Here is a 19771-nt window from a genome sequence, read left to right as displayed (position 1 = left end):
GGTTAAGACGATGACTCGGCCTCCGGTGACACCACCTGAGGCCGTTTTTTTAATCGCCAGGTCAGCAATAACGCCACCGCCACCAGCCCTGCCGCCGCCAGATAGATAACCGGCACGCCCGCCCACGTCATGACCAGCCCGGCCAGCGGCCCCGTAACTCCCAGTGATAAATCCATAAACACCGTATACGTCGCCAGCGCAGCGCCCTGATTTTGCTGCGGGACGGCTTTTACCGCCACCACGCCCAGCGCCGGGAACACCAGCGAGAACCCTGCACCGGCCAGCAGGACGCCGCTTTTCGCCATCCACGGCATGGAAGCCATCCCGACCAGCAGCAGCCCAACAATCTCGACGCTAAAGCAGATCATCGCCACATTTAGTCCACCTAAACGGTTGATACCATTTGGGAATAACAGGCGGGTCCCCACAAACGTGCAGCTAAAAAGCGTCAGCGCGAAAGCGGCGCCGTCCCAGCCTTTGGCATCATAAAACAGGGTAATGAAAGTGGCGATCACGCCAAATCCGGCTGAGGCCAGGGCCAGCGCCATGCCGTACAACCAGACACGCCCAAGCACCGCGCGAAACGGCAACGGTTTGCCTTTGCTGGCCTTCACCGCCGGACGAGGGAGCGCCAGCAGTATTGCCAACAGCGCCACGCCCATCACGGTCATCGCCAATCCCTGTAAGCCACCCCAGGCATAAAACAGAACGCCCAGCGGAGCGCCTATCGCCATCGCGCCATAGGTCACGATGCCGTTCCACGAAATCACCCGTCCGATATGCATTGAACCAACGACCCCAACCCCCCACAGCGTAGAGCCAGTCCCGGCAAAGCTTTGCCCGATCCCAAGAATCACGCGCCCCAGGCATAACAGCAGCAGGCTGGCCAGCGGCCAGCCATTCGTGAAGCCCGCCAGGAAGTAGCCCAGACCACTTAAAAAACAGCCACACAGTCCGAATACCACAATCTTCTTTGGCCCCAGCAGGTCGGCATAGCGACCTGCATGTGGACGGCTCAGCAGCGTAGCGAAATATTGCAGGCTGATGACCAGCCCTGCCCAAAAAGCGCTAAATCCCATCACATCATGGACATAGCCTGGCAATACAGCAAGCGGCAGACCAATGGTCAGGTAGCTGGCGAAGTTAAACATCACCACAGAGACAATACGCAGATTAAGGCGTAAACCGCTAAGCGTCGGTTCAGCGACGGGTTCGGGCATGGAGGATCACCACGTTTTCACAACAGTGTTTCATTTCTACCATGTTGCCGGGCAGAAATCAGTAGTCAGTTTAGGAATATCAGTCGCAAGCCAGCCGCTACACTTAATGCAAAAACGCAAACAGGAAGACGACATGACAACCGCCCAGCCCGATAAAACGGGTTTGCACATTCTGCTCAAACTGGCCGCTCTGGTGGTGATCCTCGCGGGTATTCATGCCGCGGCGGATATCATCGTACAGCTTCTGCTGGCCCTTTTTTTTGCCATTGTATTGAATCCGCTGGTCACCTGGTTTATTCGCCGGGGTGTACGTCGGCCGGTCGCGATAACGTTAGTCGTGGTGGTGATGCTGATCGTTCTTACGGCGTTAATCGGTGTTCTGGCGTCATCCATTACTGAATTCATGGCCATGCTGCCAAAATACAACAAGGAGCTGACGCGCAAGGTTCTGTATCTGCAAGAGATGGTGCCTTTTCTGAATCTGCATATGTCCCCGGAGCGCATGCTGCAACGTATGGACTCCGACAAGCTGATGACCTTCACAACCACGCTGATGACAAGTCTTTCCGGTGCCATGGCCAGCGTCGTTCTGCTGGTGATGACGGTGGTCTTTATGTTGTTTGAGGTGCGTCATGTCCCCTATAAGCTGCGCTTTGCGCTGAACAACCCCCAAATCCATATTGCGGGGCTGCATCGGGCGCTGAAAGGTGTTTCTCACTATCTGGCGCTGAAAACGTTGCTCAGCTTATGGACCGGTGCCATCGTCTGGCTGGGGCTGGCGCTAATGGGGATTCAGTTTGCTCTGATGTGGGGTGTGCTGGCATTCCTGCTAAACTACGTGCCCAACATTGGCTCGGTCATTTCCGCCGTTCCACCCATGATCCAGGCGCTGCTGTTCAACGGCGTTTACGAATGTGTGCTGGTTGGGGCGCTGTTTCTGGTGGTGCATATGGTAATTGGCAACATCCTCGAGCCCCGCATGATGGGGCACCGGCTGGGATTATCGACGCTAATCGTCTTTCTCTCTCTGTTGGTGTGGGGATGGCTGCTTGGTCCGGTAGGTATGCTGCTCTCCGTGCCGTTAACCAGCGTGTGTAAAATCTGGATGGAAACCACCACTGGCGGTAGCAAACTGGCAATTTTGCTGGGACCCGGCAGGCCCAAAACCCGATTACCTGGATAAACTTGCAAACAGCATGTATAGAATGGTAAACAACCCCATTATTACTAAAGGTTAGCCCTGATATGTACCGGATCGTTCTTGGGAAAGTTTCTGTTTTAAGCGCTGGCACACTGCCTGCCGCATTGCATGATCAGGCCCCGCAAGGCGCTCGTCGTGCGCGCTGGCTGGCAGGTCGCGTGCTGCTTTCCCATACTCTTTCGCCATTACCGGACATCGTCTACAGCGAGCAAGGAAAACCGGCCTTTTCCGCTGACACACCGCTGTGGTTCAATCTCAGCCACAGCGGTGATGATATTGCCCTGCTGCTCAGCGACGAAGGGGAAGTCGGCTGTGATATTGAAGTCGTTCGCCCGCGCGATAACTGGCAGACGCTGGCAAATACGGTGTTCAGTCTCAGGGAACATGCCGAAGTTGAGGCCGAACGCCCGGAGCAACAGCTGGCGGCGTTCTGGCGCATCTGGACGCGTAAAGAAGCTATCGTGAAACAGCGTGGCGGCAGCGCCTGGCAAATTGTCAGTGTCGACAGCACCGCGCTAACCTCCTCACTCTCAGTCAGCCAGTGCCAGCTCGATACCCTGAGCCTGGCGGTGTGTACCCCCACGCCGTTTACCCTGACCGCAGACGCCGTGCAGCGTCTGGAAGCCTTAGCGTAAATTTTCCGGGAAGTTTTCCGGCAATTCGCTCGCCGCACAGGCAATAACGCTGTCATTATTCGCCCCACAGTCACGCACGAAGGTGATGGTCGCAAACTCGTCAATCACCTCAGTTGGATATGCCGGACCCGCATCGCGATATGACATCATCAGCGGAATATGGTCATTCTGGAAACAGACCGTTTTTTGCGGATTGTTAATCACCCAGCGTGGGAAAAAGATGGTGCCGTGAAAGAGTTTGTCGCCCAGATTTACGATCAGGCTGACGTCGGTCCCGGTCGGTTCGGTCCATGAAATTTTATAAACACTCTCGCCAACCCGCACAATGTACGCCCGCTGATCCTTCACCCAACGATTCCCCACAATGCCGCTGTGAATACGGTAATCCAGAGTGGTGTCGTTTTTCACGTAGATCTCGTAATTCCAGCCATTATCGTAGGTATAGACCAGATGTTTGCCGACAAAGCCGCTCAAATCATGTTTATCAAAAGTGCTCATATTCGTTCTCCTCTTACTTGATGCGAGGATCTTACCGCTTCAAAAATTGGATGAATAACGCTATGTTTACATCATATTCATTCAATTTTTAGATGAGTTATGCACAAGACAACGCTGGAGCAATGGGCCTTACTGGAGAAAGTCGTGGAGCTGGGCAGCTTTGCGAAAGCTGCGGAAGAGACCAACCGTAGCCAGTCTTCGGTGAGCTACAACCTGGCGCTACTGCAGGAGCGGCTTGGCGTGACGCTGCTGACGCCGGAAGGTCGCAGGGCGGTATTAACCCCTGCGGGAGAGCTACTGTTGGGCCAGGTCAAACCGTTACTGAAGGCCTTTTTATGGGTGGAAACCCGGGCAGCAACGTTGCAAAACGGCACGCGAACGCGGCTGGATTTCATGGTAGATAGCATCTTCCCACGCAAACGCCTGTTCGCGATCCTCAAGCAGTTTCAGCAGGCGTGGCCGCAGACACAGGTACGTTTGACCGAAGTACTGGAGAATGCTGACGATCGACTGGCAGCGCATGCCGATGCGGACGTGATGGTCCTGACCCGACGCCAGGATATCACCGGACGCGGCGAATGGCTGATGAATATTGACTTCGTGGCCGTTGCCCACCGCGATCACCCGCTCTGCATGCTGGATGCGCCGCTGGATGAAGACGCGTTACGCGCGTGGCCGCTGATTCGCATTGCCGATCGCGACAACCCGCAGCAAGCGGTGCGCGATGCCTGGACCTTCTCGACCATTGATGCCGCGATTGAGGCGGTGATGTATCAGGTCGGTTATGGCTGGTTGCCTGAGGAGCGAATTCAGCAGCAGCTTGAGCAGGGGCTATTACGCCCGCTGCCGTTAAGCCATGGCGCTCGCCGTGCCACCCCGCTGCATCTGATTGTCAAAGACACGCTCGCGCCGCTGGATGAACAGGTAACAACCCTGCTGCGTTTATTGCGAGAGCATTAACCTTTTCCCCGGATGCCGGACGTGTGTTACAAAATACGCTATTCCCCTTACTCCCTGTGCGCCCACGCGCCACATGAAAGGTTAATTGCAGATGCAACGAGTCACCATTACCCTCGATGACGATTTACTGGAAACGCTCGACAGCCTGAGCCAGCGCCGTGGCTATAACAACCGTTCCGAAGCGATCCGCGATATTCTGCGCGGCGCACTGGCGCAGGAAACTACCCAGGAGCACGGCACTCAGGGATTCGCAGTGCTCTCGTATGTTTATGAGCATGAGAAGCGTGACCTGGCGAGCCGTATTGTTTCCACCCAACATCACCACCACGATTTATCAGTCGCCACGCTGCACGTGCACATCAACCATGACGACTGTCTGGAAATCGCTGTGCTAAAAGGTGACATGGGCGATGTGCAGCATTTTGCCGATGACGTGATTTCCCAGCGCGGCGTGCGCCACGGTCATCTGCAGTGCCTGCCGAAAGAAGAGTAATTGCCTGTTATGTTGCCCGGCCTACATTCATTCCCGTTTGTAGGCCGGATAAGGCGCAGCCGCCATCCGGCAATAGTATTTACGCCATCGTGCCAATCGTCTTTCTGAAACGCAGCAGCGCTATCACGAAGAACGTACTGCCAATCGCCAGCAGCGTCAGGAACTGCGGCCAGACAATGTTAAACCCTGCGCCGCGGTAAAGAATCGCCTGCGCAAGGCTAACAAAATGGGTAGTCGGCATCGTCAGCATAATGTCCTGCACCGCCTGTGGCATGCTTTCACGCGGTGTAGAGCCGCCGGAGAGCATCTGTAACGGCAGCAGTACCAGAATCATCAGCAATCCCAGTTGTGGCATGGAGCGCGCCAGCGTGCCCATAAAAATGCCGATTGACGTGGTGGCGAACAGGCTCAGCGCCACTCCCAGCATAAACAGCGGTATCGAGCCTTCAATCGGTACGCCAAGCACCCCTTTTACCATCAGCATCAGCGACAGACCGGAAACCACCAGCACCACCAGACCCATCGACCAGATTTTTGCCATCATGATTTCAAACGGCGTCACCGGCATCACCAGCAGGTGCTCAATGGTCCCATGTTCACGCTCGCGAATCAGCGCCGACCCGGTAAGCACAATCGCCAGCATGGTGATGTTGTTGATAATCGCCATCACCGCGCCAAAGCGGGCGGGTTCCAGATTAGGGTTAAAGCGCATACGCATTTCCAGCGCCACCGGCAGCTCGCTGTTATCGCGGTAACGCGACACAAAGCTGTTCACCTCGCCACTGATGATATTCTGGATATAGCTGTTGCCGGTAAAGGCCTGGCTCATCCGCGTGGCATCGACGTTAACCTGAATATCCGGCTGCCGCCCGGCCAGTACATCGCGCTGAAAATCAGGCGGAATGTTCACAGCGAAGGTATAGCGCCCGGCATCCAGCCCGGCATCCATCTCATCGGCGGTAATCATCTCCGGCGGTAAAAACCACGGACGATAAAAACTGTTCACAATGCGATTCGACAACTGCGACTGGTCCATATCGGCAATGGCAATCGGCGCCAGGTGCAGCGACCCTGGCAGAACGGTCGCAGAAGAGTAAACCGAGACCGTGAAGGCGAAGACGATCAGCGTCAGCATCGCTTTGTCACCCAGCAGGCTGCGTAACTCTTTGATGCCGAGGTTATAAATATTCCGTAATCGGCGCATCACCCCTCCTGTTTTTTCAGCAGTAATACGCTCAGACCAATGACCACTGGAATGGCTACCGCCAGTGGAATAAACAGCGGCCAGAGATCGGTCAGATCCAGCGCTTTAGAGAACGTCCCGCGCGCGATGGTCAGAAAATGGCTGGTCGGGTAAATTTCGCCAATCCACCGTCCCGGCCCTTCCAGCGAGGCGACCGGGTCGATCATCCCGGAAAACTGCGTCGCCGGGATCAGCGTAATAATCGCCGTACCAAAAATGGCGGCGATCTGACTTTTCATAAACGTGGAAATTAACAATCCCAGCCCGGTGGCAATGGTGACGTACAGCAGCGCGGCCAGCGTCAGGGTCACAAAACTCCCCTTATGCGGGACGCCGAATACAAACACCGACAGCGCGCACAGCAGCAGGAAGTTCAGCATGCCCAGCACGATGTAAGGCAACTGTTTGCCGAGTAAAAACTCGCTGCGGGTAGTGGGCGTCACGTACAGGTTGATAATCGACCCCAGCTCTTTCTCACGCACCACGCTCAGAGCGCTGAGCATGGAGGGGATCATCATCAACAGCAGCGGGATCACCGCCGGAACAATCGCTGGCAGGCTTTTCACATCCGGGTTGTAACGATAGCGAGTTTCAATGGTCATCAGTCCGTTTTGCCCGCTGGTATTTGGCTGACGCGCCATCACATCCTGCAGCCAGGTCTGGTGCATCGCCTGCACGTAACCTCTGACCGTTTCCGCACGGCTCGGCATTGCGCCATCGACCCAGACGCCAATCTTCACCGGCGTTCCACGCGCGATATCGCGGCCAAAATTTGGCGGGATCTCTATGGCTACCGCGACTTCGCCCGAGCGCATCCGTTTGTCCAGCTCGTCATAACTGGTGAGCGGCGGCTGCTCGATAAAATAGCGCGATCCCGCCAGATTCAGCGTCCACGCCTGGCTGCTGACTGTCTGGTCACGATCGAGCACCGAAAAACGCAGGTTTTCCACATCCATGCTGATGCCGTAGCCCATGATCAGCATCAGGATCACCGTGCCCATCAGCGCCAGCGTTGAACGTACCGGGTCACGTCGCAGCTCCAGCGCTTCGCGGCGGCTGTAGCTGAACAAGCGCCGCAGGCTAAATCCCTGGTGCGGCGGCTGACTGTTTTCATGCACTGCCGGGACATTGGCTGGCGGTAACTGAGCCTCCGGCGCCGGACCTGCCGCTTCCTGTAACCAGGAGATAAACGCTTCTTCCAGACTGGCGGCACCACGCTGTTTCACCAGCTCCTGCGGCGTACCGCTGGCCAGGACTTTTCCGGCGTGCATCAGCGACATGCGGTCGCAGCGCTCCGCTTCGTTCATAAAATGGGTGGAGATAAAAATGGTCACTTTATCCTGACGCGACAGATCGACCATCAGTTGCCAGAACATGTCTCTCGCCACCGGATCGACCCCGGAGGTTGGTTCATCGAGAATGAGCATCTCCGGGCGATGGATCACCGCCACCGCCAGCGACAGGCGTTGACGGATCCCCAACGGCAGCGCGCCAGGCAACGCTTCTTCGACATCGGTCAGCGAAAAGCGCTCACTCATTTCTTGTACCCGCCCCGGGATTTCTGCTTCGGGGATATGGAACAACCGCGCGTGTAGCTCGAGGTTTTGCCGTACGGTCAGCTCGCTGTAGAGCGAAAACGCCTGCGACATATAGCCTACCCGGCGACGGGTATCGATATTCTTCGGGTCAACCGCTTGCCCAAACAGCCACGCCTCACCTTCACTTGCGGGTAGCAGCCCGGTGAGCATTTTCATGGTGGTGGATTTACCGCAGCCGTTGGAGCCGAGAAAACCGAAGATTTCCCCGCGCGGAATACGAAAGTTAACGTGGTCAACGGCCACGAACTTGCCGAAGCGCATGGTCAGATCTTTCGCCTCGATGGCAATCTCTTCCTGCTCAGCGTGATACGGCGGGATCACCACTGGCTTATGCGCCTGACGCTGGGCTTCGGGTAACAGCGCGATAAACGCCTGCTCCAGCGTGTCGGTGTTGGTTTTTTCGCGTAGCTGCTGCGCGCTCCCGGTGGCCAGCACCTCCCCGGCGTTCATCGCCACCAGCCAGTCAAAGCGCTCGGCTTCTTCCATGTAGGCGGTCGCAACCAGCACGCTCATGTTGGTCTGCCGCTGGCGAATGCTGTTAATCAGATCCCAGAACTGGGCGCGGGACAGCGGGTCTACCCCGGTGGTAGGTTCATCGAGAATTAACAGTTCCGGGTCATGGATTAACGCGCAGCACAGCCCCAGCTTTTGCTTCATCCCACCCGAGAGTTTCCCGGCCGGACGATCGCGAAACGGCGCCAGTCCGGTGCTGTTCAGCAGCTCGGTAATCCGCGCTTCGCGCTCCGCTTTGTCATGGCCAAACAGCCGGGCAAAGAAATCGACGTTCTCATACACCGACAGCGTGTGGTACAGGTTTTTCCCCAGCCCCTGCGGCATCCAGGCAATGCGCGGGCAGACATCCCGGCGATGTTTAGGGTCGCGCATATCGCCGCCCAGCACCATCACGTTACCGTGTTCAATGACACGCGCGCCGGAGATGAGCGACAGCAGGCTCGATTTTCCGACGCCATCCGGGCCAATCAGCCCCACCATACAGCGGGCGGGGATATCCAGCGTGATATTGTTCAGCGCTACCGTTTTCCCGTAATGCTGACTCACGCCGTCAAGGTGCGCCACGGGAGGAACGGGAACCAGCGCCAGATGCGTCATTGCGGCAACCTCACCATCAGGTCGTCAGGCCAGGCTCGATTTTCATCGATACGCACCCACGCCATGCCCGGCAGACCGGTTTTCACGTACTCAAGATGCTGCTGCAACAGCTCTGGCGGGATACGCGCTTTAACGCGGAACATCAGCTTCAGCCGCTCATCGCTGGTTTCGACCGTTTTCGGTGTGAACTGCGCGACGCTTGCCACAAAGCTGATGGTCGCCGGAACACGCAGATCCGGTGCGGCATCCAGCACCAGGCGCGCTTCGCCGCCAATCTTCAGTAAGCCAGCCTGTTCAGTAGGCAAGAAGAACGTCATGTAGACATCGCTGAGATCGACCATATTCAGGACGCGCCCACCCGCAGAAAGCACCTCACCCGGTTCAGCAACGCGGTACTGCACGCGACCATCGCGCGGGGCTTTCAGCTCACTGTCATCAATATCAGCCGCAATACGACGTTCGGTGGCCTGCGCGGCTTCTACGCGGGTTTGCGCCTGAATGATGCTGGTGCGAGCGGCTTCAATTGCGGCTTTTGCCGCTGAGACCTGCGCCTTTGCGGATTCCAGCGCGGCGCGTGCGCTTTCTGCCGCGGCCCGATCGTCATCCAGTTGTTGCTCAGACACGGCCCCACGCTGGGATAGCGAACGGGAACGCACGTGGCGTTTAGAAACCGACTGCAGCTCCGCCTCGCGCTGTTTTACTACCGACTGCGCGGCGCGCATTTCACTTTGCCGCTGTTCCAGCAGCGCTCGCGCCGCCGCCACCGCGCTTTCGGCCTCTTTGATTTGCGCGATCGCTTCCAGCCGCTGCTCCTGCAGCACGCGAGTATCCATTTTCGCCAACACCTCGCCCTGACGAACGAACTGCCCTTCCGACACAAGGATCGTGTCAATTCGCCCGGCAATCTTGGTAGCAATATCCACTTCGGTGGCTTCAATTCTACCGTTGCTGGCTGCGAACCCCTCCGGTATTCCGGCAGGGCGGAGCATCCACCATGCTATCGCAGCCACCACGACCAGGGTGCCCGCCCCCCACCACATCACATGACGCTTAAACTTATCCATATTCGACCCGCCGTAATCCCTGTTATCAAACGATGCGTGTCACAAAGCCCACTGAATAGCTATTCAGCGGGAGATTCCATCCGGGATGAGAAGGAATAAGAAACTATGGCCAGAGAGCGGACAGGCGCTAAGGCAACCTGCGCCGCGCAGGAAGTGAATGACGAAAATGCTGTGAAATCGGGTAGTAATGTTGTCATCATCAGCGTTCCTGGCCGGAAATGAAACACGCATACTCATAACTGCTATCTATTGAATACTAACACCTGGATTCAATATGTCTATTCGGTTGTAATTTCCACTTCAGCCCTATCGCGCTCTGGCACAGGGAATATTTCGTATATCAACGATTGATAAACATTCAAAACTATAAACATAATCAATAATTAGACATCGCTATAATAGTGGCTCATTTACCGATCTCGTTATGGCGAGGCTCCTGTACAAATACAAGTTACCGCCCTGCTGGTATCGAGAGAGGCCACTCAGGGAAATACAGGCATCCATCGAATCAAGGTGTTGCCAAGGTAACTTCTGACGATTTCACCATCGGGCAGATACGTTGTTCAGTGCTAAAACCAGGACGTAGGGATCCGCCTGCGCTAACCCTGTCTTGTTCGCCCCTATGAGAGATTTTTATAGGGAATTACACCATGTCATCTATGCCACTCTGCGCCGCCCATCATCCTATGCCGGATTTCAATGGCGATGCTATCGCGCAATATATGCGCACCGATTTTATTACCCTGCCGGATCATCTCAGCGTGAACGGTGCTCGTGAATACTTTGTCTCCCAGCTCACAACGGATGATATTCCAGGCCAGGTCTTTGTTGTAGCTGGAAAAGCGCTGCGCGGGGTGTTATCCATCAAGCGCTTATTGCAGGAAAAAGATACATCGTTGAGCATCAACCATCTTACGGACAGTTGTTTGTTTCATGTAAAGCCTGATGATGAACGGGCACAGGTCGTTGCCGAGTTAGCCGAACGCGAACTCGATCTGGTGGCTGTCGTTGAGAAAGGTGAGCTGGTCGGTTGTCTGATGGAAAAAGAGATCGCTCATCTACAGGAAGATGATGTTACCGAAGATGTTCAGCTTCAGGGGGCAACGTTGCCGCTGGAAAAACCCTACCTGGAGATTAGCCCGTGGACATTGTGGAAAAAACGTTCTGTCTGGCTCCTGCTACTTTTTGTCGCAGAAGCCTATACCAGCAGCGTTCTTCAACATTTTGAAGAGGCGCTGGAATCTGCTATTGCACTGGCCTTTTTTATTCCACTATTAATTGGTACTGGCGGCAACAGCGGTACGCAGATCACCTCAACGCTGGTACGTTCAATGGCGCTGGGAGAAGTACGGCTGCGCGATATGGGTCGGGTGATCCGCAAAGAAGTTTCAACTTCGCTGCTGATCGCCCTGACGCTGGGTCTGGCTGGCTGCTTGCGCGCGTGGATGATGGGTATCGGAGTGGAAATCACGCTAATCGTCAGCCTGACGCTGGTTTGCATTACGTTGTGGAGCGCCGTGGTGTCATCAGTGATCCCCATGGTGCTCAAGCGTATCGGCATTGATCCCGCCGTGGTTTCGGCCCCGTTTATCGCCACGCTTATCGACGGTACCGGGTTGATTATCTACTTTAAAATCGCCCAGTATTTTCTTGGTCTGAACTAATGATAACGCCCGGCAGCCCAGGTTGTCGGGCACCACGGTCAGGCAGGCGCCAAATCCTGCGCGCATGCCCAGGCGCTCGACCACGCCCACTGGAAGTTATAGCCGCCCAGCCAGCCGGTGACGTCCATGACTTCGCCGATAAAGTAGAGTCCCGGCACTTTGCGCGCTTCCATCGTGCGCGATGACAGCTCGTTGGTATCGACGCCGCCCAACGTGACTTCAGCGGTACGATACCCTTCCGTACCGTTCGGCTGCACCCGCCACTCGGTCAGCGTCTCAACCAGCGTTTGCTGATCGCGCACATTAAGCTGCTTCAGCGAGACATCCGGGATTTGCCCTAACTGCTGTAAACATTCCACCAGACGCTTTGGCAACTGCATTGCCAGGGTGTTCTTTAAGCTTTGATTAGGGTGTGCGCTACGTTGGTCATCGAGGAAGCTTGCGAGGTCAACATCCGGCAACAAATTAATGCTGACAAATTCACCTGGCTGCCAAAAACTGGAAATTTGCAGCACGGCCGGACCAGAAAGCCCGCGGTGCGTAAAGAGCAGGTTTTCACGAAATACGGTGCCGTCCTCGGCGGTGATAACGGAAGAAACGGATACGCCAGAGAGCACCTGAAGCTGCTCCAGTAGCGGCTTATGTAAGGTGAAAGGCACCAGACCTGCGCGCGTAGGCAAAACGTTCAGGCCGAACTGTTCCGCAATTTTATAACCAAACGGCGTCGCGCCCAGACCCGGCATAGAGAGACCACCGGAGGCAATAACCAGCTTTTTCGTGCCGACACTCATCCCATTCAATTCCAGGATAAAATCGTCACCATCTCGCTCAACGCTCAGGATTTCGCTACGTAACCGCATAGTTACGTTACCTTTTTCACACTCATCCACCAGCATATCGACAATTTGCTGGGCGGAATCATCGCAGAAAAGCTGGCCTAGCGTTTTTTCATGCCAGGCAATACCGTGCTTACCCACCAGATCGATAAAATCCCACTGTGTATAACGCGCCAGCGCCGATTTGCAAAAATGCGGGTTTTGGCTCAAATACGCAGCCGGCTCGACATAAAGGTTGGTAAAGTTGCAGCGGCCCCCGCCAGACATGAGAATCTTGCGCCCGGGCTTTTTACCATTATCAATTAGCAGTACGCGACTACCTGCCTGTCCTGCCTGCGCGGCACAAAACATACCCGCTGCGCCAGCGCCTATAATAACGGTATCAAACCTTTCCACGTTGCGATCCTCTCTAAAAAGCGGGAGTGAATTGTAAAGATTCCTCAGTGGTCGCACCAGCACCAAACTACCGATAAAGGGTATTTATCTGAAATATATAGGATAATTCTTTAGTGGTGTAAAACAAAGCAGGAGACAAATCAAAAAAACTCTATATTTCACTTTGCCCGCGCCGCCAAAGTCACTGATAATGCGCCGCGTTCATGTCCTCAAAATGGCGTAACGTCCTATGCTACATTTGTTTGCTGGCCTGGATTTACATACCGGGCTTTTACTATTGCTTGCTCTGGCTTTCGTGCTGTTCTACGAAGCAATTAATGGCTTCCATGATACAGCCAATGCTGTCGCAACTGTGATCTATACCCGTGCAATGCGTTCGCAATTGGCGGTGGTCATGGCTGCGGTGTTCAACTTCTTTGGTGTTTTGCTGGGTGGTCTCAGCGTGGCGTATGCCATCGTGCATATGTTACCAACAGATCTGCTGCTTAATATGGGATCGTCACATGGCCTCGCCATGGTGTTCTCCATGTTGCTGGCGGCAATTATCTGGAACCTGGGTACCTGGTACTTTGGTCTGCCTGCATCCAGCTCCCACACGCTGATTGGCGCCATTATCGGTATTGGTTTAACCAATGCGCTGATGAATGGCACCTCGGTGGTGGATGCACTTAACATCCCGAAAGTTATCGGTATTTTTGCCTCGCTTATCATCTCACCTATTGTCGGTCTGGTGGTTGCAGGTGGTCTTATTTTCATTCTGCGTCGCTACTGGAGCGGTACGAAAAAACGTGCCCGTATCCACCTGACGCCGGCAGAACGTGAAAAGAAAGACGGAAAGAAAAAGCCGCCGTTCTGGACGCGTATTGCACTGATCCTCTCCGCTATCGGCGTGGCGTTCTCTCACGGCGCGAACGATGGTCAAAAAGGCATTGGTCTGGTGATGCTAGTGCTGATTGGCGTAGCGCCAGCAGGTTTCGTGGTGAATATGAATGCTTCCGGTTACGAAATTACCCGTACCCGCGATGCAATCAATAACGTCGAAGTCTTCTTCCAGCAGCGCCCTGACCTGCTTAAACAGGCCACAGGCGTAGACCAGCTGATTCCGTCCCCGACGGACGCGGCACCAGCGACGCCGACCGAGTTCCATTGCCACCCGGCGAATACCATCAACGCGCTGGAACGTGCGAAAGGTATGCTGGCGAATCTGGAAACCTACGACAAGTTAAGCGTCGAACAGCGTGGTCAGTTGCGCCGTATTATGCTGTGCATCTCTGATACCACCGATAAAGTGGTTAAGCTGCCTGGCGTAAGCGCTGACGATCAGCGTCTGCTGAAGAAACTGAAATCTGACATGCTGAGCACCATTGAGTACGCGCCTATCTGGATCATTATGGCCGTCGCACTGGCGCTGGGTATTGGTACGATGATTGGCTGGCGTCGCGTGGCAACCACTATCGGTGAGAAAATCGGTAAAAAAGGCATGACCTATGCCCAGGGGATGTCGGCGCAGATGACCGCCGCAGTCTCTATCGGTCTTGCCAGCTACACCGGTATGCCCGTTTCCACCACACACGTTCTCTCCTCTTCCGTTGCGGGAACAATGGTTGTTGATGGCGGCGGTTTGCAACGTAAAACGGTGACCAGCATTCTGATGGCCTGGGTCTTCACCCTGCCAGCAGCAATTCTTCTTTCCGGCGGGCTGTACTGGCTCTCCCTGAAGCTTATCTAAGCGAATGCGCGGTAAAAAAGCGGGTCAGGAAACTGGCCCGCTTTTTTTGTATCTGTCGTTGGAATCAGTGCCAGATAATCAGCGCAACCATGCTGATTAGCACCAGGCCGCATAGCGCGCTGGTGAGAATGAACTGACCGCGAACCCGCTCACAGCGGCGAATAAATTCATCATCATGATGATCGCGGTAACGCTGAGCGTAGATATACCACACCAGACGCATCTGCTTGTTCGGTTGCCCATGCGAGGTAAAAAAGCCCCCTCCATCTACATACTGGTAAAGCAATGGATCGCAACCACGAAGTACTACTAGCAGTGCGCGTAGCGAAGAAAAATAGCGCGCCATATTAACAATGCAAACGACACATAAAGCCCAGAACAATGCAATGGTGCTTATCATACCCCCTCCCCGGCGACCCGCCCACGGAACTCCTTTCCGGGACTACCGCTCCCCGATACCCTGCCAAACCATTCAGTGAAGAGTACTGAAGAAACCGTTCGTATTAGTATCACGCATTCGAACGCCCCTCTAGATAGTGTAGGAGATTAGTTAATTTTTTTGCCAGAAGGTTAATCGCTATCAATGCAATTAACTAAAAAATTTGTTTAACTGCTTGGCAAGCAAGGCGGATTGACGGATTATTCTGGTCGCTATAATGTAAGGATAGTCCTTATATGGTACGTTTTTACGACTGGGCTAGCCCCGCGCACAAGGTTCGCAGGACGCGGATGACGCGGCGGCAGAGAAACGCCAGCAGGCTAGTCATCGACAACTTATGGAAGGAGTAACACTATGGCTTATAAACACATTCTTATCGCGGTTGATCTTTCTCCGGAAAGCAAAGTTCTGGTTGAAAAAGCGGTCTCTATGGCGCGGCCTTACAATGCTAAAGTTTCCCTTATCCACGTTGACGTAAACTATTCCGACCTGTACACCGGCCTTATCGACGTGAATCTGGGCGACATGCAGAAACGCATTTCTGAAGAAACCCACCACGCGTTAACCGAGCTGTCCACCAACGCAGGCTACCCTATCACCGAAACCCTGAGCGGTAGCGGCGACCTGGGTCAGGTTCTGGTTGATGCCATCAAAAAATACGACATGGATCTGGTCGTTTGTGGTCACCACCAGGATTTCTGGAGCAAACTGATGTCCTCCGCGCGCCAACTGATCAACACCGTCCACGTCGACATGTTGATTGTTCCGCTGCGTGACGACGAAGAAGCATAAAATGCTTGCCGCCGGGAAATAGCCCGGCCTGCTGCAAGTAGTTAAGCCTGTAAACGCCCGCCTGTGCGGGCGTTTTTGTTTTTATCATTCGGACACAATTAGTACATCAATCCAACAAACAAATCATAATTAGTGTGATCAACTAATTGGATCGAAAACCATCTCTATAATACTCTACTCTCGCGGCCAATAGCCGCAGTCTATAACAAAATAAGACTTTTTCGGCGCGTTTAAGCATACGCGTTCATACTTTTCGGGATGGCTTTGAAAGGCGATGGAATATGAATAAAACTGCACCTACGGGCTTGCTGCAGCAACCTCGTCCGTTCTTCATGATCTTCTTTGTAGAATTATGGGAACGATTTGGCTATTACGGCGTTCAGGGCATCCTGGCGGTATTCTTTGTTAAGCAGCTAGGATTTTCACAGGAACAGGCATTTGTCACCTTTGGTGCCTTTGCTGCGCTGGTCTACGGCCTGATCTCGATCGGCGGCTACGTCGGCGACCACCTGTTAGGCACCAAGCGCACGCTGGTTCTCGGTGCCATTGTGCTGGCAATCGGCTACTTCATGACCGGGATGTCGCTGCTCAAGCCCGATCTGATCTTTATTGCTTTGGGTACCATTGCCGTCGGTAACGGGCTGTTTAAAGCCAACCCGGCAAGCCTGTTGTCAAAATGCTATCCACCAAAAGACGCCCGTCTGGACGGTGCTTTCACCCTGTTTTATATGTCGATTAACATCGGTTCGTTGCTGTCACTGTCGCTGGCGCCGGTGATTGCCGATAAGTTTGGCTACGCGGTGACCTACAACCTGTGCGGGGCCGGGCTTATCGTCGCGCTGCTGGTCTACTTTGCCTGCCGTGGGATGGTAAAAAATATCGGTTCTGAGCCAGACCATAAGCCGCTGAATTTCCGTAACCTACTTTACGTGCTGGCCGGTACGGTAGTGATGGTATTTATCTGCGCCTGGCTGATGCACAACGTGCAGATTGCCAACCTGGTGCTGATCGTCCTGTCGATTGCCGTGACTATCATCTTCTTCCGTCAGGCATTCAAACTGGATAAAACCGGGCGCAACAAGATGTTCGTGGCCTTCATCCTGATGCTGGAAGCGGTTGTGTTCTACGTGCTGTACGCGCAGATGCCGACATCGCTGAACTTCTTTGCTATCAATAACGTGCACCATGAAATTCTCGGTTTCGCCATTAACCCAGTGAGCTTCCAGGCGCTGAACCCGTTCTGGGTTGTGTTGGCAAGTCCGGTACTGGCCGCAATCTATACCCGTCTGGGAAACAAAGGCAAAGACCTGACTATGCCGATGAAATTTACGCTCGGTATGTTCCTGTGCTCGTTGGGCTTCCTGACGGCAGCCGCTGCCGGGATGTGGTTTGCGGATGCGCAGGGGCTGACGTCGCCGTGGTTTATCGTGCTGGTATATCTGTTCCAGAGCCTGGGTGAACTGCTGATTAGTGCCCTGGGACTGGCGATGGTCGCCGCTCTCGTGCCGCAGCACCTGATGGGCTTTATTCTCGGGATGTGGTTCCTGACACAAGCCGCCGCCTTCCTGATGGGCGGGTATGTCGCCACGTTCACTGCCGTACCGGAGAACATCACCGACCCGCTGCAAACGCTGCCTATCTACACCAACGTCTTCAGTAAGATAGGCCTGGTCACCCTGGCTGTCACGGTGGTGATGGCGATTATGGTGCCTTGGCTGAACCGAATGATTAATACGCCAGATAGCAGTAAATAAGCTTTTTTTAACATTAACCGCGAGTCACATCGCGGTTTTTTTTGCCTTTTAAGTCCTGCATTGTAAGAGCGTAGTTTATACAAACAGGTGATCATGAATGGGCATGAGCATGAACGATATTGCGTTGATTAAGACTTCGGTCTTATCACGCCAGCGGAAAGCGCTTCTCACCGAGGATGAGCACCGGGCATTTTCAATCGCTACCCTTTGCGCGCGTTAATCCACTCCTGAACTTCGACCACAAAAGTGTCCGGCGCTTTGCGGTACATTTTGCGCGCCAAATCCAGAATCGTATGCTGACCGAGCGCTTCTTCCATTCGCTGCTGAGCCATATCCATTACCGAGCGCACACCACAAATGCCTTCACAGGCCCACTCCGGCGGATGCTCCTCAAATACCGCCAGCCGCTGGCGAATTTCACGACACTCAAAGATGCGCTTATCGCCATCAATGGCATTCACCACGTCCAGCACCGTAATGTGTTCAGCAGGTTTAGCCAACTGGAAACCGCCTCCCTTTCCCTCAATGCTGCGCACCAGGCCCGCTTTCGACAAACGGGTGAAAATTTTCGCCAGGTAGTCATACGGCACGCTTTGCAGCTCGGCAATTTCCCGCACGCTCATATCCCGCGCGTCGCCCTTGCTGTCGACCATACACATCAGGCTATGAATGCCGTACTCAACCCCGGAACTGTAAAATGCCATTCTCTTATCTCAGCCAAAATGAATCTGAGTTAATTGTAGCTTTTTCGTCTCATTCATTCCAGACAGCAGCACAAACCATATTTATATAAAAAATTTAATCATATATTTATCAAATAGATAATCAAACATCCTACGTTGTCAGGACAAAAAGGATCCTGATCGCATTGCAATTCTTAACTACGACAAATAAAATCCGAGTAAATTATTCGTAGTCACCAGAGAGAACCCCCCAATGCGTAAACGAATTCTGATCGTGGGCGCCGGCTTTGCCGGTATGTGGGCAGCATTAAGCGCCGCACGACTGGCGGATAAACATCAGCAGGCCATTGATATTACAGTAATTGCACCACAGCCAGAGCTGCGTGTCCGCCCACGCTTTTATGAACGCGCCGTACAAACCCTGGTCGCCCCGCTGCAACCCTTGTTTGACGTTACCGGCATCAACTTCCTGCAAGGTCACGTCGAGCAGATCATCCCGGACTCTAAAGAGGTGAGCTGGAAAGATGCCAACGGAGAAATTCATCTGCGCCGCTACGACCGCCTGGTACTCGCCAGCGGGAGTCACGTTAACCGCGACGCCGTTGTCGGTGCAGCCGAACATGCGTTTGACCTCGACCAGCTCGAGAGCGCCGCCGCACTGGAGCAGCACATAACAGACCTGGCATTACAGCCGGAAAGTGAGGCTCGCAATACGGTGGTGATCTGTGGCGGCGGCTTTACCGGGATTGAGATGGCGCTGGAATTGCCTGGTCGTCTGCGTGAGATTCTGGGTGCCGATGCTAAGACCAGAGTGGTCGTAGTTGAACGCGGTGCTCAGCCTGCCGGGCGCTGGAGCCAGGAATTACGCGACGTGATAATCGAAGCCTCCGCTGAACTGGGCATCGAATGGTTGGTAAATGCAGAAATAGAAAGCGTGGATGCCGGCGGCGTAACGCTGAAAGATGGGCAGGTTATTGCCTCTCAGACAGTTATCTGGACCGTCGGCGTGCAGGCCAATAACCTGACAGCACAGATTAACGCCCCGCGCGATCGACAGGGCCGCCTGCATGTGAATGCCAATCTGCAGGTCGTGGGTCATGATGATATCTACGCCACTGGCGATGTGGCCTACGCCGCCACCGATGACAAAGGCAACCATGCGTTAATGACCTGCCAGCACGCTATTTTGTTGGGTAAATTTGCCGGTAATAACGCCGTTGCAAGCCTGCTAGGAGTAGAACCTTCACCGTACCGTCAGGAGATGTACGTCACCTGTCTGGATCTCGGCGCGTGGGGCGCGGTGTATACCGAAGGATGGGATCAGCAGGTCAAACTCACTCGCGCAGAAGCGAAGAAACTGAAAGTATCGATTGTCAGTGAACTGATTTACCCGCCGAAAGCGGAAAGAGCCGTCGCATTTGAGATGGCTGACCCATACGCACCGTTTGTTTAAGCA

17 protein-coding genes and 1 riboswitch are annotated in these 19771 nt (G+C 54.3%); of the genes, 9 read left to right on the top strand and 8 right to left on the bottom strand.

All coding sequences use genetic code 11. The features are described from left to right. Window positions 1–2: 2 nt before the first annotated feature. The gene (locus HV345_RS01190; RefSeq protein ID WP_049283121.1) at window positions 3–1220 is read right to left on the bottom strand and encodes an MFS transporter; all 1218 of its coding nucleotides are present in this window, start codon (window positions 1218–1220) and stop codon (window positions 3–5) included. A 133-nt stretch (window positions 1221–1353) separates the two neighbouring features. Between HV345_RS01190 and HV345_RS01185 the strand changes: the two genes are divergently transcribed. Together HV345_RS01185 and acpT are read left to right on the top strand one after the other, a co-directional pair. Then, window positions 1354–2403, top strand: coding sequence for an AI-2E family transporter (locus HV345_RS01185; RefSeq protein ID WP_047358185.1), 1050 nt, complete (start codon window positions 1354–1356; stop codon window positions 2401–2403). Between the two features lie 62 nt (window positions 2404–2465). Further along, window positions 2466–3056, top strand: coding sequence for a 4'-phosphopantetheinyl transferase AcpT (acpT, locus tag HV345_RS01180; protein ID WP_181636171.1), 591 nt, complete (start codon window positions 2466–2468; stop codon window positions 3054–3056). Here acpT and HV345_RS01175 read toward each other — a convergent pair. Continuing rightward, entirely contained in the window at window positions 3048–3554 is a 507-nt protein-coding gene (locus tag HV345_RS01175) for a phenolic acid decarboxylase (RefSeq protein ID WP_016157682.1), read from the bottom strand. The two genes, acpT and HV345_RS01175, sit on opposite strands and share 9 nt — an antisense overlap. Before the next feature lie 99 nt (window positions 3555–3653). On the opposite strand from HV345_RS01175, the gene HV345_RS01170 reads away from it, so the two are divergent. Together HV345_RS01170 and nikR are read left to right on the top strand one after the other, a co-directional pair. Then, the gene (locus HV345_RS01170; RefSeq protein WP_047415905.1) at window positions 3654–4514 is read left to right on the top strand and encodes a LysR family transcriptional regulator; all 861 of its coding nucleotides are present in this window, start codon (window positions 3654–3656) and stop codon (window positions 4512–4514) included. A 91-nt stretch (window positions 4515–4605) separates the two neighbouring features. Next, complete coding sequence (gene nikR / locus HV345_RS01165; protein WP_005121550.1) at window positions 4606–5007, top strand: nickel-responsive transcriptional regulator NikR; 402 nt, start codon at window positions 4606–4608, stop codon at window positions 5005–5007. A gap of 79 nt (window positions 5008–5086) precedes the next feature. On the opposite strand, the gene HV345_RS01160 is transcribed toward nikR, so the two are convergent. The 3 genes from HV345_RS01160 to HV345_RS01150 are packed head-to-tail and all read right to left on the bottom strand — an operon-like array spanning window position 5087 to window position 10022. Then, window positions 5087–6211, bottom strand: coding sequence for an ABC transporter permease (locus HV345_RS01160; RefSeq protein WP_016157684.1), 1125 nt, complete (start codon window positions 6209–6211; stop codon window positions 5087–5089). Beyond that, window positions 6211–8958, bottom strand: a complete 2748-nt coding sequence (gene rbbA, locus HV345_RS01155) for a ribosome-associated ATPase/putative transporter RbbA (protein ID WP_181636170.1) — start codon at window positions 8956–8958, stop codon at window positions 6211–6213. The genes HV345_RS01160 and rbbA overlap by 1 nt, the downstream gene beginning before the upstream one ends. Further along, complete coding sequence (locus HV345_RS01150; RefSeq protein ID WP_046274495.1) at window positions 8955–10022, bottom strand: HlyD family secretion protein; 1068 nt, start codon at window positions 10020–10022, stop codon at window positions 8955–8957. The genes rbbA and HV345_RS01150 overlap by 4 nt, the downstream gene beginning before the upstream one ends. Before the next feature lie 411 nt (window positions 10023–10433). Continuing rightward, a riboswitch (M-box (ykoK) riboswitch) is annotated at window positions 10434–10617 on the top strand. Window positions 10618–10672: 55 nt separating this feature from the next. Here HV345_RS01150 and HV345_RS01145 point away from each other — a divergent pair. Next, window positions 10673–11686: a magnesium transporter gene (locus HV345_RS01145; protein WP_046274494.1), complete on the top strand. Its 1014-nt coding sequence runs from the start codon at window positions 10673–10675 to the stop codon at window positions 11684–11686. 38 nt (window positions 11687–11724) lie between these two features. Here HV345_RS01145 and HV345_RS01140 read toward each other — a convergent pair whose 3' ends face one another. Next, window positions 11725–12918, bottom strand: coding sequence for an NAD(P)/FAD-dependent oxidoreductase (locus tag HV345_RS01140; RefSeq protein WP_047415901.1), 1194 nt, complete (start codon window positions 12916–12918; stop codon window positions 11725–11727). Between the two features lie 229 nt (window positions 12919–13147). Here HV345_RS01140 and pitA point away from each other — a divergent pair, with 229 nt between their 5' ends. Further along, complete coding sequence (gene pitA, locus HV345_RS01135) at window positions 13148–14647, top strand: inorganic phosphate transporter PitA (protein ID WP_016154875.1); 1500 nt, start codon at window positions 13148–13150, stop codon at window positions 14645–14647. A gap of 64 nt (window positions 14648–14711) precedes the next feature. Here the strand turns inward: pitA and uspB are convergent, their stop codons facing one another. After that, window positions 14712–15047, bottom strand: coding sequence for a universal stress protein UspB (uspB, locus tag HV345_RS01130; RefSeq protein WP_003023371.1), 336 nt, complete (start codon window positions 15045–15047; stop codon window positions 14712–14714). 393 nt (window positions 15048–15440) lie between these two features. Between uspB and uspA the strand changes: the two genes are divergently transcribed. Further along, window positions 15441–15878, top strand: a complete 438-nt coding sequence (uspA, locus tag HV345_RS01125; RefSeq protein WP_003023368.1) for a universal stress protein UspA — start codon at window positions 15441–15443, stop codon at window positions 15876–15878. Window positions 15879–16159: 281 nt separating this feature from the next. After that, window positions 16160–17632: a dipeptide/tripeptide permease DtpB gene (dtpB, locus tag HV345_RS01120; RefSeq protein ID WP_019078104.1), complete on the top strand. Its 1473-nt coding sequence runs from the start codon at window positions 16160–16162 to the stop codon at window positions 17630–17632. Between the two features lie 200 nt (window positions 17633–17832). On the opposite strand, the gene HV345_RS01115 is transcribed toward dtpB, so the two are convergent. Next, window positions 17833–18336: an Rrf2 family transcriptional regulator gene (locus HV345_RS01115; RefSeq protein ID WP_016154877.1), complete on the bottom strand. Its 504-nt coding sequence runs from the start codon at window positions 18334–18336 to the stop codon at window positions 17833–17835. Window positions 18337–18568: 232 nt separating this feature from the next. On the opposite strand from HV345_RS01115, the gene HV345_RS01110 reads away from it, so the two are divergent. Next, window positions 18569–19768, top strand: coding sequence for an NAD(P)/FAD-dependent oxidoreductase (locus HV345_RS01110; protein ID WP_181636169.1), 1200 nt, complete (start codon window positions 18569–18571; stop codon window positions 19766–19768). Window positions 19769–19771: the final 3 nt, after the last annotated feature.

Source organism: Citrobacter sp. RHBSTW-00986 (genome assembly GCF_013783065.1).
Classification (GTDB): Bacteria; Pseudomonadota; Gammaproteobacteria; order Enterobacterales; family Enterobacteriaceae; genus Citrobacter; species Citrobacter braakii.
This window is presented reverse-complemented; position numbering and strand designations above follow the sequence as displayed.

Bases quoted from the DNA above. Each gene is read 5' to 3' on its own strand.
- HV345_RS01190 (WP_049283121.1), bottom strand. From the start codon at position 1,220: ATGCCCGAACCCGTCGCTGAACCGACGCTTAGCGGTTTACGCCTTAAT.
- HV345_RS01185 (WP_047358185.1), top strand. From the start codon at position 1,354: ATGACAACCGCCCAGCCCGATAAAACGGGTTTGCACATTCTGCTCAAA.
- acpT (WP_181636171.1), top strand. From the start codon at position 2,466: ATGTACCGGATCGTTCTTGGGAAAGTTTCTGTTTTAAGCGCTGGCACA.
- HV345_RS01175 (WP_016157682.1), bottom strand. From the start codon at position 3,554: ATGAGCACTTTTGATAAACATGATTTGAGCGGCTTTGTCGGCAAACAT.
- HV345_RS01170 (WP_047415905.1), top strand. From the start codon at position 3,654: ATGCACAAGACAACGCTGGAGCAATGGGCCTTACTGGAGAAAGTCGTG.
- nikR (WP_005121550.1), top strand. From the start codon at position 4,606: ATGCAACGAGTCACCATTACCCTCGATGACGATTTACTGGAAACGCTC.
- HV345_RS01160 (WP_016157684.1), bottom strand. From the start codon at position 6,211: ATGCGCCGATTACGGAATATTTATAACCTCGGCATCAAAGAGTTACGC.
- rbbA (WP_181636170.1), bottom strand. From the start codon at position 8,958: ATGACGCATCTGGCGCTGGTTCCCGTTCCTCCCGTGGCGCACCTTGAC.
- HV345_RS01150 (WP_046274495.1), bottom strand. From the start codon at position 10,022: ATGGATAAGTTTAAGCGTCATGTGATGTGGTGGGGGGCGGGCACCCTG.
- HV345_RS01145 (WP_046274494.1), top strand. From the start codon at position 10,673: ATGTCATCTATGCCACTCTGCGCCGCCCATCATCCTATGCCGGATTTC.
- pitA (WP_016154875.1), top strand. From the start codon at position 13,148: ATGCTACATTTGTTTGCTGGCCTGGATTTACATACCGGGCTTTTACTA.
- uspB (WP_003023371.1), bottom strand. From the start codon at position 15,047: ATGATAAGCACCATTGCATTGTTCTGGGCTTTATGTGTCGTTTGCATT.
- uspA (WP_003023368.1), top strand. From the start codon at position 15,441: ATGGCTTATAAACACATTCTTATCGCGGTTGATCTTTCTCCGGAAAGC.
- dtpB (WP_019078104.1), top strand. From the start codon at position 16,160: ATGAATAAAACTGCACCTACGGGCTTGCTGCAGCAACCTCGTCCGTTC.
- HV345_RS01115 (WP_016154877.1), bottom strand. From the start codon at position 18,336: ATGGCATTTTACAGTTCCGGGGTTGAGTACGGCATTCATAGCCTGATG.
- HV345_RS01110 (WP_181636169.1), top strand. From the start codon at position 18,569: ATGCGTAAACGAATTCTGATCGTGGGCGCCGGCTTTGCCGGTATGTGG.